This window comes from Cerasicoccus maritimus, from assembly GCA_031296935.1.
Classification (GTDB): domain Bacteria; phylum Verrucomicrobiota; class Verrucomicrobiia; order Opitutales; family Cerasicoccaceae; genus Cerasicoccus; species Cerasicoccus maritimus.
Map to the genome: position 1 here is coordinate 1 of JAVDPD010000005.1, position 14,806 is coordinate 14,806.

At 55.6% G+C, this 14,806-nt stretch carries 9 protein-coding genes; 4 read left to right on the plus strand and 5 right to left on the minus strand.

Features of this window, described 5'->3' with window-relative positions; all coding sequences use genetic code 11:
- The first annotated feature begins 621 nt into the window (after positions 1-621).
- From RBB62_RS04390 to RBB62_RS04405, 4 genes are all read left to right on the plus strand, one after another.
- Positions 622-2,016 carry an ammonium transporter gene (locus RBB62_RS04390; protein WP_343219066.1) on the plus strand — a complete coding sequence of 465 codons (1,395 nt, stop codon included), beginning with the start codon at positions 622-624 and terminating at the stop codon, positions 2,014-2,016.
- 62 nt (positions 2,017-2,078) lie between these two features.
- Positions 2,079-2,417, plus strand: coding sequence for a P-II family nitrogen regulator (locus tag RBB62_RS04395; protein ID WP_309381142.1), 339 nt, complete (start codon positions 2,079-2,081; stop codon positions 2,415-2,417).
- Positions 2,418-2,560: 143 nt separating this feature from the next.
- Positions 2,561-3,700: an MlaE family ABC transporter permease gene (locus RBB62_RS04400; RefSeq protein ID WP_309397438.1), complete on the plus strand. Its 1,140-nt coding sequence runs from the start codon at positions 2,561-2,563 to the stop codon at positions 3,698-3,700.
- A 93-nt stretch (positions 3,701-3,793) separates the two neighbouring features.
- Positions 3,794-5,140: an MFS transporter gene (locus RBB62_RS04405; protein WP_309397440.1), complete on the plus strand. Its 1,347-nt coding sequence runs from the start codon at positions 3,794-3,796 to the stop codon at positions 5,138-5,140.
- A 71-nt stretch (positions 5,141-5,211) separates the two neighbouring features.
- Here the strand turns inward: RBB62_RS04405 and RBB62_RS04410 are convergent, their stop codons facing one another.
- From RBB62_RS04410 to RBB62_RS04430, 5 genes are all read right to left on the minus strand, one after another.
- A complete protein-coding gene (locus RBB62_RS04410) occupies positions 5,212-6,681 on the minus strand; it encodes a hypothetical protein (RefSeq protein WP_309397442.1) in 1,470 nt (489 codons plus the stop codon).
- Positions 6,682-6,832: 151 nt separating this feature from the next.
- A complete protein-coding gene (locus RBB62_RS04415) occupies positions 6,833-7,999 on the minus strand; it encodes a Gfo/Idh/MocA family protein (protein ID WP_309397444.1) in 1,167 nt (388 codons plus the stop codon).
- Between the two features lie 227 nt (positions 8,000-8,226).
- Entirely contained in the window at positions 8,227-10,767 is a 2,541-nt protein-coding gene (locus tag RBB62_RS04420; RefSeq protein WP_309397446.1) for a VWA domain-containing protein, read from the minus strand.
- A gap of 86 nt (positions 10,768-10,853) precedes the next feature.
- Positions 10,854-12,332, minus strand: a complete 1,479-nt coding sequence (locus tag RBB62_RS04425; RefSeq protein WP_309397448.1) for a reverse transcriptase domain-containing protein — start codon at positions 12,330-12,332, stop codon at positions 10,854-10,856.
- A 412-nt stretch (positions 12,333-12,744) separates the two neighbouring features.
- Positions 12,745-14,523: a sulfatase family protein gene (locus tag RBB62_RS04430; RefSeq protein ID WP_309397450.1), complete on the minus strand. Its 1,779-nt coding sequence runs from the start codon at positions 14,521-14,523 to the stop codon at positions 12,745-12,747.
- Positions 14,524-14,806 lie beyond the last annotated feature (283 nt).

The window sequence follows — 14,806 nt, forward strand, 5'->3', positions numbered from 1 at the left end:
TCTACTATCACAAAATCCATCAAAACAGCAAATCAACTTCAGCAAAGCTAGGCCATCAAATCCGACGGGCTGCTAGGACTACCTTCGAATAAGGCGAGATTGCGCAACTCATTAAAAGGCAGTTAAGGCGCTCAGTTTGATGGCTGGGCAGTAAGCCCTGTCTCTAACTGCGTAACGCCGCTCAAAATCATAATCGCTCTCGTCTCGCTCATGGGAGGTTAAGCGAAGTGTCCTGAATTGAGATGCTTGGCGTGTAGGTAAGTGCCCTAGGTAAATACAATGAGTCTGTGTGGTTAAAATTATGCACTTGGTGCCCAAGGAGTAGCCCTCAGTTTCATGGTTACGAGGTGAAAAAATGGCAATTATTGTAGAAATCCTCGCTATTGTTGCACAAATGATACGAGAGATACGTGTATTTTTAACCAATGCCTAGACTTTGGATGAAATATTTTCATCCAAATGCACCAGTTTGGTTCATAGGTTTTATGCGACTGGCAGGTCGTTTTTGAGGATTATCCCATCTATGGGGGGCATAAATTGGCATGATGGGTGCTCTTGAAGGCGCCTCTCAGAAAACTCCGGTTATTCCACGGAAAAATTCTCAATCCAACAAACTATACTATGATCATGAAACTCAGACTCCTGAAATTCCTGATGCTTATGCTCGGACTCTCCTTCTTTGGTGTGTCCGGCGCTTTTGCGCAGGATGAAGTGGTAGAAGAAGTTGTCGCTTCAGTGACCGAAGAAGCACCCGCATCTTTCGATGATGCATATGCTCTCTTCATGGAAGCACAAGGCGCTAGCTTCTTCACCATCAGTAATCTCTGGCTTCTCATCTCGGCAGCTTTGGTGTTTACAATGCACCTAGGCTTCTCGACGCTTGAGGCTGGCTTAACGCAGAGCAAAAACACGGTTAACATCTTGTTTAAGAACGTGTTTATCATCTGCATGGGCACGCTTACTTATGCTATTTGGGGCTTTAACGCAATGTATCCAGGGGATGCATGGACCATTGGCGGCTTCTTTGCCATGGGTAGCTGGTTTGACGTGGATCCAACTATGGAACTCATGTCATCCGAGTATGCTGATTACACTTGGTACACCGATTTCATCTTCCAGGCAATGTTTGCTGCAACTGCCGCAACAATCGTTTCCGGTGCCGTTGCTGAGCGCGTGAAGCTCTCCAGCTTCATGATTTTTGCTACTTTACTCGTAATGTTTGCATACCCGATCACTGGCTCCTGGCAGTGGGGTGGTGGCTGGCTCTCCGAGAACGGCTTCTATGACTTCGCTGGTTCCTCGCTGGTTCACGCCTTCGGTGGATATGCCGCGCTCGCTTGCGCCATTCTGCTCGGTGCTCGTAAGGGCAAATACCTTGAAAACGGTAAAATCAAGCCGATCCTCGGCCACTCCATGCCCCTTGCAACCATTGGTGTCTTCCTGCTGTTCCTCGGCTGGTTTGGTTTCAATGGTGGTTCTGTTCTGAATGCTGACCCTTATCTAGTGTCTCTCGTATTCTGCACCACAGCTCTTGCAGCTTGCGCAGGTGGTCTTGGCGCCATGTTCACTTCTTGGATTGTGCTGAAAAAACCGGACCTTTCCATGGCTCTTAATGGTATCTTGGCTGGCCTCGTTGGCATCACCGCTGGCGCTGACGCAATCTCGCCGTTCTGGTCCATCATCGTAGGCCTGTTGGCTGGTATTATCTGCGTTTTCTCGGTTCTCTTTTTCGACAAGCTCAAGATCGACGACCCGGTTGGCGCTATCTCTGTTCACGGTATCTGCGGTAACTTCGGTACGATCGTAGTTGGTATCTGGGGCGGCGCGAGCATCGCTTGGCAGTTCATCGGCACCATCTCGATCTCTGTCTTCGCTCTGATCTTCTCCTTCATCGTCTTTGGTATCATCAAGGCTACCATTGGCATTCGTGTCAGCGAAGAGGAAGAAGCCGAAGGTCTCGACATTGGCGAGCACGGCCAGGAAGCATACCCGCAGTTTGCTCCCGACATCAAGTAATGGTTTGAGTCTCTACTTGATTCAACAGCCAATAACTGAATAATCTACAATACGAATTAGTTATGAAACTCGTAAAAGCCATTATCAAGCCCTTCAAACTTGAAGAAGTGAAGGAAGCGCTCTCGGAAATCGGCATCGAAGGCATGACCGTCACCGAGGTTAAGGGTTTCGGTCGCCAAAAGGGCCACACCGAGATCTATCGCGGCAGCGAATACACCGTGGACTTCCTCCCGAAGGTCATGGTCGACATCGCTGTACCGTCGGACATCGCTGAAAAGACGGTTGAAACCATCGCCAAGGCTGCCAAGACCGGCAAAATTGGTGATGGCAAGATCTTCGTCATTCCGATCGAAGAATCCGTTCGCATCCGCACCGACGAAAAGGGCGAAGGCGCTATCTAAGGCCTACCTTAGACCAAGCATTAGTTTAAACGAATCCCGCTGGTATATCGCCAGCGGGATTTTTTGTCCGCAAATTGTATTTTGCCCTAAACGGACAAAAGAGATTGGCAAATGCCGCGTTACCAACAAGATCAGCTGGGAACATGGCTGAAAGTCAGGCTACAGCTACTTTGGATTTACGACGCGAAGCAGGCGCCCTGGTTTTGGCGTTGGCTGGCGAGTGGAAGTTTGGTTCGAAGATCCCCGATTTCTCAGAAGTCGAAAGCTGTTTCTCCGAAGGTAAACCGCCAGCGAAGCTGGCGTTTGAATCCAGCCAGGTATCTGGCTGGGACACCGCGCTGATGACCTTCCTCCAGAAGGTGGGCGATCTGGCGAAGTTGACCAAGACCGAGCTCGATCTGTCGGGTTTGCCTGATGGCGCTGAGGGCCTTTTAAAGCTGGCCACCGCAGTGCCAAAAAAAGAAGGCACGGGCCGGGATGCGAAGCGTGAATCTTTCCTGACCAGGCTAGGCAACGCCACAATCGCCTTTGGCGGAGAGATCATGGAGACTACTGAATTTATCGGTGAGTCCATGCTCTCGTTCCTGCGCTTTCTGCGAGGGAAGGCCCGTTTTCGTTGGGTGGATCTCTGGGTGGTCATGCAGCAAACCGGAGCTGAAGCGCTGCCGATTGTATTGCTAATTAATTTTCTGGTCGGCGTGATTCTGGCCTTCGTCGGTGCGGTCCAGCTCCAGAAATTCGGTGCGGATATCTACGTGGCCGACTTGGTGGGCTTGGCGATGGTCCGCGAAATGGGCGCCATCATGACGGGCATCATCATGTGTGGTCGCACGGGCGCGGCATTTGCGGCGTCACTCGGCAGCATGAAGGTATCCGAGGAAATTGACGCCCTCAAAACCCTCGGCCTTTCGCCGATGGATTTCCTGGTCCTGCCGCGAATGTTGGCCCTGTGCTGCATGATGCCGATGCTCGTGCTTTTTGCGGACTTGATTGGTATTCTGGGTGGCTTGATCATTGGCACGAGCATGTTGGACGTTACGGTGTCGCAATTCATCAACCGCACTGTTGGGGCGATTGATCTCGCGAATTTCTCCACGGGCATCATCAAGTCAGTCGTCATCGGCGTGATAGTGGCCGGCGCTGGCTGTATGCGTGGTATGCAATGTGGTAGCAGCTCGGCGGCTGTTGGGCAGGCGACGACCTCAGCGGTTGTTACGGGCATCACGCTGATCATTATCGCCGACGCAATTTTCGCTGTGCTCTTCAACATTGTCGGCCTCTAGGTCATCAGTAGAAGTAGACTTTGGTGGACAGTTTTCTGCTGAAAAGCTTCTTCTTAGCTCGCGACTTCGCGCATAGGTGTTAGCCTTCAGAAAATGGGTGGTTTTTCAAGCGATGAGAGTCAGGTAGAAGGCCCGGGCGGACTGCGGGCGTGGTTGGTTTGGGGTACGGCGGCGCTATTCTACCTCTACGAATTTTTTGTGCGGGTGGCGCCATCGGTGATGGAGGCGGAGCTGCAAGCATCCTTTCATTTAACTGCAGGTGCCTTGGGGGGCGTGTTGGGCGTTTACTTCTATATTTACGCGCCGATGCAGCTAGTCGTCGGGCCGGCGCTTGACCGCTTTAGTGCTAAAACTATCCTCGTGCCGGCCTGCTTCCTGTGCGCGATCGGCTGCATTATGGTGATGTCCGGCCATAGCGATATCATGCTCGGTCTGGCACGTCTTTGCCAGGGATTTGGCTCGGCCTTCGCCTTTGTCGGCACGATGTATTTGGCGGCCGAGTGGTTCCCGCGTCACCGTCTGGCGTTGTTGTCCGGTCTGACGACTTCACTCGGCATGCTGGGCGCCATTGTGGGCAACGCTGGCATTGCCGAAGTGGTGAACGACTTTGGCTGGCGGATCACGATGAAGGACGCCGGCTTTTTTGGTCTGTTCGTGATGATCTTAATCTTCGTCATCGTGCCGCATCATCCTCCGCACAAGGAGGCTAAGCCGAAGGTGAAAAAGAAGGGCGCATTGCATGGCCTGAAGATCGTCGTGCTCAACCCGCAAACGTGGCTCACCAGCATCGTTACCTCGGCGCTCTACATGCCGCTGTCGGTCATTGGCGCACTGTGGGGCGTGCAATATATCATGTCGCTCACGGGTGAAAGCAAGGTCGCGGCTTCGGGAGCGGTGTCGATGCTTTACGTGGGTTGGTTGATCGGCGGCCCTGCGGTGGGCTGGCTCTCGGAGCACCTCGGGCACCGGCGCTTGCTACTTGGGGCGTCTTCCGCGCTGACGGTTGCCGGGACCGGCCTGTTGCTCATTTTCACCTCGATGAGCATGTGGAGCGTCTATGCGCTGATGCTGGTCATCGGCCTCGTTTCCTGCCCGCAGGTGATCGGCTTCGTAGTCGCCGTGGAGCACAACCCGCGCGAATACAGCGGCACGTCCATTGCCGTGACCAACATGATGGTCATGCTGCTCGGCGGCTTGGGCATGGCGTTGTTCGGTGTGGTGCTCGACTGGTCGGTGGGCACGGAGCAGCTTGGGGCTAACGGCCATTACTCGGTCGATGCCTACCGTCGTGCGATGGCGATGTTGCCGATCTTTGCGGCCATCGGTGGGCTGGCTGCGTGGCTCCTGCAAGAAAGTATCGACCGCGATGAGCATCTACAAGCCAAGCACGAACGTAAGCAGGCCAAGCTTGCCGCGGCCGAGGAAAAGGCGAACATCTAATTACCAAAGCGAGAGATAACATGAAGTTGCCGGGTTGAGCAAGTGCTGGGCCCGGCAACTTCATGTTATCTCTAACGGCGCGGGCCGCGACGTTCAATTCGACTGCTGGATTCTTCTTCTCGCGCAGGCTCCGCCTTGGGGGCAGGAGCAGCGGCTGCCGACTCATTCGGCGTTGCCGCGACCATTGGCAGCGCAAAGCTCCAGGTGCCCTTCGCCTCATCGGGATTGACGACAGCGGTTGGTTTCAGGTCATCGGAAACTTGGCCTGGTGGAATCTTATCCTGACGCGCGGTTGCTGCCTCCCCGGGCTCGTCGGATGAATCCGCATCAGCTTGCTGGGCTGCGGCCAGCGCCATTTCCTGAAGAGTCATTTGGGCGGGGGGCGGGGGAGGCGTTTCGCGGGAAGCCGTAGTGCTGGCGGCCTTCGAATTGCTGACCGAGGCCAGCGGTAAATTCTGCTGCTTGGCTTCCGCGGTTTCGGGCAGTGGTGGGAGATCATACTCGAATTGCTTTTCGCCCTGGCGGGTGAGCAGCTCTTGGCGGCCGCGCAGGTTGCTGACTTCGGCCAGGGTGTCGGCTAATTGCTTGCGGAGCGCGGCATTGCTCTCGGCCAGCTCGGCATTGTCCTCGGCGAGCATTTGCTGGCGGACACTCATTTGGGCAACGGAAGCCGCGGAGAACTCGCGGGCACCCTGAGTGTTTGCCAACTGCGCGCGCAGCTCGGCGTTGGACTCCTGCATGCGCTTGAATTCTTCGCCGGAGCGAAGCTGCTCGTTTTCAGCGATGAGTTTCTTTTGGTTGGCCTGAAATTCGGCAATGATCGCGTCGCGGCGCTTGAGCTCGGCCGCCTGGGTGTCGAGTAGTTTTTGTAGCTCGGCGGCTTCTGCTTGCTTGGCCTCAAGCAGAGTATCGAGCTCAAGGATCAGCGCTTCGAGCTGCTGGTAATCCTCTTCTGCGGTCACGTCGGCATCGAGGTTGGCGAACATGGTTATCGTGCCGGTAGCTTTGGCCTCTTCGCCGGTTTCGGGATTGACGTAGAATAGCGCGAAAGTGGCTTCTTCAAAGCTCGGCACCGTTCTCACAACCTGATCCTCACTGATCATGTCGCCATCGCCATCGAACAACTCGATGATCAAAAGAGCTGCTTGGTAGCCACATTTAAGCCCCTCGCTATCGAAAGGTATTCGGAAGATGATTTTGTCATCTTTCTCCTTTTCGTCACCGTTAAATAGAATGGTATGTGGTCCTTCTCGTAGTAGTTCGCTCGCGAGAAAGCCCTGATCTGAGATGACATAATTTCTATCGAGGGTGAATTCCGCGTCGGAAAGTCCTCCGCCAATTGATACGTTTCCTAATTTCATCGTCCCCGATAGCACTCTCGGCGGGCCGATGTCTGCGCGTAGCACTGGGTCGACGTAGTCCACGTCGCCCTCGAAGACGAAGCGGGGTGTGGCGTCGAGGTTTTCGGGCTCTACAGCGTCGTCCTGCGCGCAAAGGGCGAGCGGGATCAGCGTGAGCAGCAATGTTGCGATGCGGCGCATGGGAAAAAATGGTAGGGCGCAGTCTCTAGACAAGCCGCAGTTGGAGTAGTTTCGCTCTTTTTGCTACTGGCCTGCACGGCGTGGCGGCTTGTCTGGAGACTGCGCCCTACCTTAGGAATTAGATCATTGAAACCCGAGAATTGACCATTGGTTACAGCTTCGGGAATTTGATCCACTTGTTGGCTTGGGCGGATTTCACGCAGGTGTCAATGAAGGCCATGCCGTAGAGGCCGTCGTCCACGGTGACGATGTCGTAGCCGCTCTTGCGGGGATACTTGCCGAGGACTTCGTCGGCAATGGCTTCGCTGGCGGCGCGGTAAATGTTCGCAAAGGCTTCGAGGAACGCCTCCGGGTGGCCGGGGGGCGTGCGGCAGGCATTTTGTGCTGCCTTGGAGAGATAGCCCTGGCCGCGCTTGAGCACCTCGCGGGGCTTGCCGGGATACTTGACGATGAGGTCGGTCGGGTTTTCCTGATGCCACTCGATCGAGGCCTTCGTGCCGTATACGCGGATGCTGAGCGCGTTTTCCTCGCCGGCGGAAATCTGGGAAGCGTAGAGCACGCCCTTGGCGCCGCCCTTGTAGCGGAGGAGCATGTTGCCGTCGTCCTCAAGTGTGCGCCCGGGGACAAAGCTCGTAAACTCAGCCATGATGGCGTCGATCTCGAGCCCGGTGATGTAGTGCGCGAGGTTTTCGGCGTGGGTGCCGATGTCGCCCACGGCACAGCTGGCGCCAGCGCGCTTGGGGTCGGTCCGCCAGGCGGCCTGCTTTTGGTCGTCGGCTTCGAGGGCGGAGAGGAGCCAGTCCTGCGGGTATTCGGCGACGATTTTCAGGATGTCGCCGAGCTTGCCCTTTTTCACCATGTCGCGGGCTTCCTTGACCATTGGGTAGCCGGTGTAGTTGTGCGTGAGGGCAAATACCTTGCCCGACTTGGCAACGATCTTCTTGAGCGCCTTGGCCTCCTTGAGATCGAAGGTCATTGGCTTGTCGCAAATCACATTGAAGCCGGCCTGCAGGAAGCACTTCGCGACGGGGAAATGCATGAAATTTGGGGTGACGATCGATACGAAGTCCAGGCGCTCTTCGGCGGGCTTGGCGGCTTCGATCTTGGCCATCTCTTCGTAGGAGGCATAGACGCGGGCGGGGTCAATATACAGGTCCTGGCCAGAGAGCAGGGAGCGTTCGGGATCACTGGAGAAGCAACCGGCAACGAGCTCCATCTGGCCGTCGAGGTTCGCAGCCATGCGGTGCACCGCGCCAATAAAGGCGTCGCGGCCACCACCGATCATACCGTAGCGTAGTTTGCGTTTGAGCTTTTTCATATGGGGGAAGGTTTTTGGGAATGCGGATTGCGGAATGCGGAATACGGAGGTCGGAATGTGGAATGAGGACAATGGATTCCAGCTTGAGGCATGTCAACCAAGGGGCAACGTCCCGTTGCATCTGAGCTGTTTGAGGCAGGCGTATTTTTGAACAGAAGTTAACCAATTTCCCATGCTGATGGCTTTGCTTTCTTTGCTAACTTCTGTTCAAAAACTGCGCCATCTCATCACCCCGCCTGCTTGTGCGCGAAGAGTTCGTCGGCGTTGAGCTTGGGCCAGAAGCCGAGGCGCGATTGCGCAACCTCCAGCAGGAACAAGGGCGCCAAGGCGAACAGCACCCACAGGCGCAGGCTTTGTTTGGCGTCGGTGTCGGGAGAGGTCCAGGCCTCGGCAAGGTTCACGCGCTCTTCGCCGCCGGTGCGCGCGCTGAGCTGCTTGAGGTCGTCCAGAGCGGTGGGGTTGATCTGCCACTCGATGTTCTCGCCCGCAATGATGGGCCCGAAGGGCATGGCGTGCTCCCCGACTTGCACCGCGCCGCGATACGACTGCCCGTAGTCGAGCGTGAGCTTGGCGCGAAAGAGGCCGGGCTCGATGCGCTCCCAGGTGGCGGTCTGCGCGGCGTCGACGCCTTGCGCAGTGTAGAGCAGGGTGGGCATGCCGCCTTCGGGCAGGTCCGCATGCGTGTCGTCGTAGAAGAAATCCAGCGTCAGCTCGTTGCCCTGTAAATTGGTCGAAAGGCCGAGGCCCTTGGGCAGGTCGTCGCCGATCAGCCAGCGGGTTAGCGTTTGCATGAAGTCGCCGTAGGCCGGCCAGTTACGCGTGGCCTCGCTGAACTTGCCCGCGGCCGCAAAGGACACTGCCGCCGAGCGGCCCGAGCCGCGATTCCAAAACGCGAGCAGCGGCGCTTGATATTCGTCGCGGGTGAGGGCGGCAGCGGTCGCGCCGTCTTTCAAATAACTCAGGTTGTAGCCGTCGAAATGCGCAGGCCAGTCGAGCGTGCTCGCGGCGATCTGCAACCAGCCGGCGGTCGGCTCGACGCCGATGGCTTCCTCGATAAACGCCGAGCGCGCGACGGCCACGGTTTCCTGCGCGAAGACGGCGGGCAGGCTCGCGGGGTCGGCGTTGAAGAAGATACGGCCATTACCTCGCTTGGCGACGTCTTCGATAAACGCGGCGTCGGAGTCGCTGGGTGTGCCCATGCCGATCACGCTGACCGTGGCGCCCTCGTTGACCATCTCCGCGAGCAGGGATTTGTATTGGCCGGGCTCCTCGGAGTCCGCCGCATCGGAAAAGAGAATGATGTGCTTTTGGCCGACGCTGGCCTTTTGCAGCTCGTTCCACGCGGCCTTGAGCCCGGTGTAGACGAAGATGCCGCCGCCCATGCTTTGGATGCTGCGCACGCGTTGTTCGATCGTCGCCAGGTTCGGCCCGACCATGGTTAGCGGCACGACGACGTGGGGCTCGCTGTCGACGGCGAACACCGTGAGCATATCGCTCGGGCCCAAGAGGCGCGCGGCCTCGGCGACGCCGGAGTTGGCGAGGTCCATCTTGGTCATGCCGCCGGGGACGGTGGCGCCCATGCTGCCGGAGCGGTCGACCACCACGGCCATGGCTACGGCGAGCTTCCGGTGCTCGTCCTTCAGCTCCATGCTCACGGGTAGGATCTCGTCGAGCGGCGACTCAAAATAACCGCCCGAGCCAAAGCTGAACTTGCCGCCCAGCATGACGAAGCCGCCACCCTGCGCGCGCACGTAAAAGTCGATGGCCTTGAGCGTTTCGCCAGGCAGCTCGTAGGCGGGGACGTCGTTAAAAATCACGGCCTGCGCATTGGTCAGCTGGCCTTCGTGGAAGTTGCGCGGGTTGTCGATTACGTGGACCTGGAAGCCGAGCCGCCGCAGCGTCTGGGCGACGGGGTCGTTCGGGTAGCGCGTGACGAGTATGATGTGGCGGCCGCCGGCAATCTCGATCCAGCGCTCGGCGGTGTTGTTGCCGGGGCGGGGGTCCTGCGTGTTGCTGAGGATGGCCGTGTAGCGGAAGGTGCCGGGCGTGGAAATGCGGTCTTTCAGGCGAATGCGCCCACGGCCTTCCTCGGTGCTGACGACGCCTTTAGCCACGGTTTGGCCATCGCGCTCGATGCGGTAATCCGTCGCCCCGCCCACCGGGCCGGTGACCACGAGCTCGATCAAAAACGGCTCGGCCGTGAGCATGCGGTTGGGCATCTCCAGGCGCTCGACTTGGAAGTCCGCCGTGGCGTCGTAAACGGCGAGGCGGTAGTCGACGGGTACGCCGGCATCTTGCAGGCTCTTGGCGGCGTCGGTGAGCGGCTCGGTGCTGTAGCCGTCGCTGAGCACGAGCACGCGGGCGGCGCGGTCGCTGGCGCGGCGGGCCTCGGCCAGGCGCAGCGCGGTGGCGAGGTTGGTTTGGTCAAAAGAATCCTCGAAGCGGGCGATATTGGACGTGCGCTCGGTCGCCCCGCGCGCGAAGTCCACGAAGTGCAAGGTGTCGTCCGGCCCGCGGCTGTCGCGAACGAGCGCCTCCCACTCAGTCAGGCGCGGCCCGAGGACGTCCTGCGCGGAGTCCGACTGGTCAACGAGCACCCACAGGTCGAGCCCGGGCTTGAGCAGCCTCCACTGCGGATCGGCAAGGAAGACGGTCGCCAGCACGAGACAGATCGCCCGCAGCGGCCGCCAAAGTTTCAGCCCACGCGCATACCATCCCAGAAATACAAGCACGGGCAGCAGGAAGAACCATTCGGGTTGTCGAAACATCAGATCAGGAAGCGGCGGTTTTCAGATTATGAAATATGCTATCACTTCCGGTTCCAATATTTTTTATCACGCGGGGTGGGGACATCTTATTGGCTAGAGCAGATTCCACAGAGTATTTTGTGCATAGGACCTTGATGAGCAGCATATTTAAGCATTTGATTTCTTCTGCCCTTTTCCATACTCTTCAGGCCTGAGATTGATGAAAATACTTCCAACGAAGCGTCCCCGTTTTTAATGCAATTTTCTTTTAAATCTTGGAAACCGTAACCTAGCTCTTCGTCTTCCACAATCTTTGCCCTTACCACATTTGTGGCACTCGGGTGGTTGTAGATGTCAATAAGTAGGTCAGCTTTTTTGCTGTTCCATGTGAAGTAGGTTTGAACTGTTTTGGTTAACCAAAACAGTTCAAATTGATGTATTTCTGGTTCCTTTAATTTGTCTCGAAAGAGATGGATATAGTCTTCTGGAACCGGAATGCGTTCGAATACCCTGTATAGGTTTTTGGCTAAATTGGGGAACTCAGCTACTACTTTCTCTGCTAGGGCAGGGATTGATTCAGGGTCCTCCTTTAGTAAGGAAAGTGCTAATTCGACATCTTCTTCTTCTACTTTAGGGTCGTTTGACAAGCTTATGAGATACTCTTTTTCTTCTGCTGTTAGCTTTTCCTGATCTTCCTCTTCTTCATCTTCAGAGAACTCTTCATTTTCATCGGAGTCTTCTCCTAGTTCTCGCTTTTGTAGGAGCTGTATCTTTATGTCGTCTAATTTCTTTTCGTCGAAATCAGATTCTTTAGAGCCAATCTTTGTCTTCTGTGAGTTTAAAAAAAGGTTCTTATTTGCTAATAAGTGCTGTAAAGTGAAAATGTCTTTTTCGAGAGTATTTAGATTGTCAGAGAAAAAGTAGATATCATCCAAGAATCTAAGTATTACTTCTGACCGAAATTCTCTGCTTCGATCTATAAAAGTCAGAAACTGATTGCCAAGGGCTTTCGCAGGGAAGACACCTTGTGGGAAAAAGTTTATTGATTCTCCTCCGTTTATTTCTCGTAAGAACTTACCTAATTTATTGCCCTCGGTAACGCCTAGTTTTCCTTTGAAAAAGCTTGTGATGTCGTGATGGTAGAAAGAATTGAAGCAATTGGAGATATCAACCTTGATGAAGTATTCATAGCTGTCCTTCAGTTCATACTTTTTCCGTCTAAAATCATGGTATGAAGAAAATGATGGTACTGGCGATCCATTCGAAAAGGTGTAGCCATAGAAAAATCTGTTTGGTAACTGCTGTGAGGAGAAGTGATTTCTGTTGTTGTTGACGAAGTCATATAGGAAGTAATTGCTAATTGGATCTAGCTGGATTACTCTTCTTATATGAAGCTTGTCTTTTAATGCGAATGCCACAGGAGATCTTAGGAACGCTAGTCCTTGACCGGTGCTCTTGAAGATCTCTGTATTGATGAAGTTTGTTAATTGGACAGCACCGTGCACTCCATAAAAGATGTTGCTCTCTAAGGGGAAAAACGCCTTCCGATAGTCATCTTGTATGAAGTTTGAAGTTTTTCTAGGCATAGGGATTCAAGAGTTCCTGCTACGTATATTGGCATTCATCTATTCTCGTCAAGGATTGGAAATAAGAGATGATATCTGATTGTGGGTGTTATTGCTGCTAGAGGGGGCGGTTGACAACACATTAACGCCCAAAAACCCACCCCTGTGTTTTCAAAAACAACCGCATAGGTTTCTCGGAAAGAACAGTGCGGTTATTAGAGCAAGAACCGAGGCTGTGTTGACTCAATAACCGTGCGGTTGTTGCTCAAACAACCGAGTAGGCTTTTTCGAGTTTCCTACTAAGGCTTTTCAAAAACAACCGGGTAGGCTTTTAGGAAACAACCGAGTAGGCTTTACAGAATTGGCTCAGTTGGCTCGGTGGGGCAGTGGCTCTGGCCTTTTATCCGGATTTTGCCCTAGAATCGCCGCTGCGCTAGCCAAGGATCTTGGAGGCTCCGGCGGCGAGGCGGGTTTGGGTTTGCTCAGTGAACTCGGCTTGCTTGGCTAGTAGTTGGGTTTCGGTCAGGTCTGTGCCACGGCGTTTGGCGGTTAACTCGTAATCGAGCGCCTTCCATTGGCCGAACCAGGACAGGTCGAAAATCTCGTTGCCGAGTGCTTCGAGCTTGGTGGTTTGCTCGGCGTTGGCCTGGGCGAGGTAGGGTGCGAGGGCGTCATTTTTCAGCTGCTCCCACTGGCCGAAGGAGTCCTCCAGCGAGTAATATTCGTTTTGCATACGGATGCGCTCGCCGTGGTCTTTACCGCGCCAGGCTTCGTCGATAAACGGATCTTCGGCTTTGGCAAGCCAGGCGTCGAGCTCAGCAGCCATCTGGTCGCGCACCTTCGCGTAGGCGGGGTCGTCGGCGAGGTTCTTGAGCTGGAACGGGTCGGCTTTGTTGTCGTAAAGGAACCAGTCGCCAAAGCGGTCCACGGCGAAGGTGTAGCGCTTGCCACGGACGGCGCGGAAGGGGTTAAACGCCGTGCGTTCGTTGTCCATGAGGCGCGAGCGGTAGTAGTTGCGCTTGAAATTATTGATGGCCAAAAACTGCGATTCCGGGTCGGGGGCACCGGGTTGGCCGAGGAAGGCCTTGGTGAAGTCCTGCCCGGCGCAATGCTCGGCGGCCTCGAAGCCCGCAAGCCCGCAAAGCGTGGGCACGAGGTCGATGGTGCCCAGGTTGTGGTCGGCAATGGCGCCGGCGGAAACCTTGCCCGGCCAGCGGACAATGAACGGCACGCGCACGGCCTCGTCGTAGGGGTTGCCCTTGTTGTAAACGCCGTTAGAGCCGAAGGAGCTGCCGTGGTCGCTGGTGTAAATGAGGATGGTGTCGTCGGCAATGCCGGCGGCGTCGAGCGCATCCATCATGCGGCCCAGCTCGCGGTCAACCGCGCTGATGTGGCCGTGGTAGTGCCGGTAAAATTCGTGCTGTTTGGGCGTGTGCTTCTGTTTGTCCTCGACGTTGGGGCGGTAGGGCAGGTTGTCGTCCGGGTAGAGGTTGTAAAACTCCTCGGGCGAGTCATCCCAGCGCCAGTGTGGCGGGTTGAGCGAGAGCATGAGCATGAACGGCTGGTCGCCGTCCGCGTTTTCATTAACGAAGTCGATCGCCTGATCGGTCATGCCGATCGCGTTGTAGCCGGTGACGGTCTTAAACGCCTCGCCCGACGGGATGTCGCGCACCTCGGTTTCCCAATGCTCGTCGCCGTAGAGCCAGTGTTTGAAGGTGTCGAAACCGGCGTGCTGGCAGGTCGAGTTTTTCAGGTGCCACTTGCCGACGTAGCCTGTCTTGTAGCCAGCGTCCTTAAACATGTGAGCGATGGTCGGTGAGCTGACGCCGATGGCGTCGGTACGCTGCACGGTGTCGTTGCTGATGTAGCCGCTTTGGTGTGGCCACTGCCCGGTGATCAGGATGCCGCGAAATGGCGTGCACACGGGAGCGGTCGCGCAGCAGTTGTCGAAGCGTGTGCCTTGCTGCGCGAGCTTGGTCATGTTGGGCGCGACGCACTCGGGCATCTCGGTAAAGGGGAGGCTTTGCCAGCGGTGTTCGTCGCTAAAAACAAAGACAATGTTGGGGCGTTTTTTAAACATAGTGGTGGCGGAATCACTGGCGGCAGTCGTGCTGTTTTGCGTGCCGATGGCGAAAGTTGCGGCGGCAGCGGGCCCAAATTTCAGAAAATCACGGCGCTTGAGTCCAATGGGAGATAGGGGTGCTTTAGGCATTGCTTGGCTAATCTAATGTATGATTTGAGCGGGGCTCAACCAAATTCGCTTATGCGGAGCCGCGCTTTCATTATCGGTAGCCGCCTTCATCCGCGACATGACGAATAATTCATTAACTACGGCTTAAAGGTGGGGTTTACATCGTTGTGCAAATAATTGGTTGCGTATCAGTAGCCAATCAGGAGCAGGGAGCAGATACATTTATCCAGAAGCTGGCCGTGTATTAAGTAGTAGTAGCACGGTTAGCCAAGTTGGATAAGATAGGAGTAGCAGAAAACACACA

Bases quoted from the DNA above. Each gene is read 5' to 3' on its own strand.
- RBB62_RS04400 (WP_309397438.1), top strand. From the start codon at position 2,561: ATGGCTGAAAGTCAGGCTACAGCTACTTTGGATTTACGACGCGAAGCA.
- RBB62_RS04395 (WP_309381142.1), top strand. From the start codon at position 2,079: ATGAAACTCGTAAAAGCCATTATCAAGCCCTTCAAACTTGAAGAAGTG.
- RBB62_RS04405 (WP_309397440.1), top strand. From the start codon at position 3,794: ATGGGTGGTTTTTCAAGCGATGAGAGTCAGGTAGAAGGCCCGGGCGGA.
- RBB62_RS04425 (WP_309397448.1), bottom strand. From the start codon at position 12,332: ATGCCTAGAAAAACTTCAAACTTCATACAAGATGACTATCGGAAGGCG.
- RBB62_RS04390 (WP_343219066.1), top strand. From the start codon at position 622: ATGATCATGAAACTCAGACTCCTGAAATTCCTGATGCTTATGCTCGGA.
- RBB62_RS04420 (WP_309397446.1), bottom strand. From the start codon at position 10,767: ATGTTTCGACAACCCGAATGGTTCTTCCTGCTGCCCGTGCTTGTATTT.
- RBB62_RS04430 (WP_309397450.1), bottom strand. From the start codon at position 14,523: ATGCCTAAAGCACCCCTATCTCCCATTGGACTCAAGCGCCGTGATTTT.
- RBB62_RS04410 (WP_309397442.1), bottom strand. From the start codon at position 6,681: ATGCGCCGCATCGCAACATTGCTGCTCACGCTGATCCCGCTCGCCCTT.
- RBB62_RS04415 (WP_309397444.1), bottom strand. From the start codon at position 7,999: ATGAAAAAGCTCAAACGCAAACTACGCTACGGTATGATCGGTGGTGGC.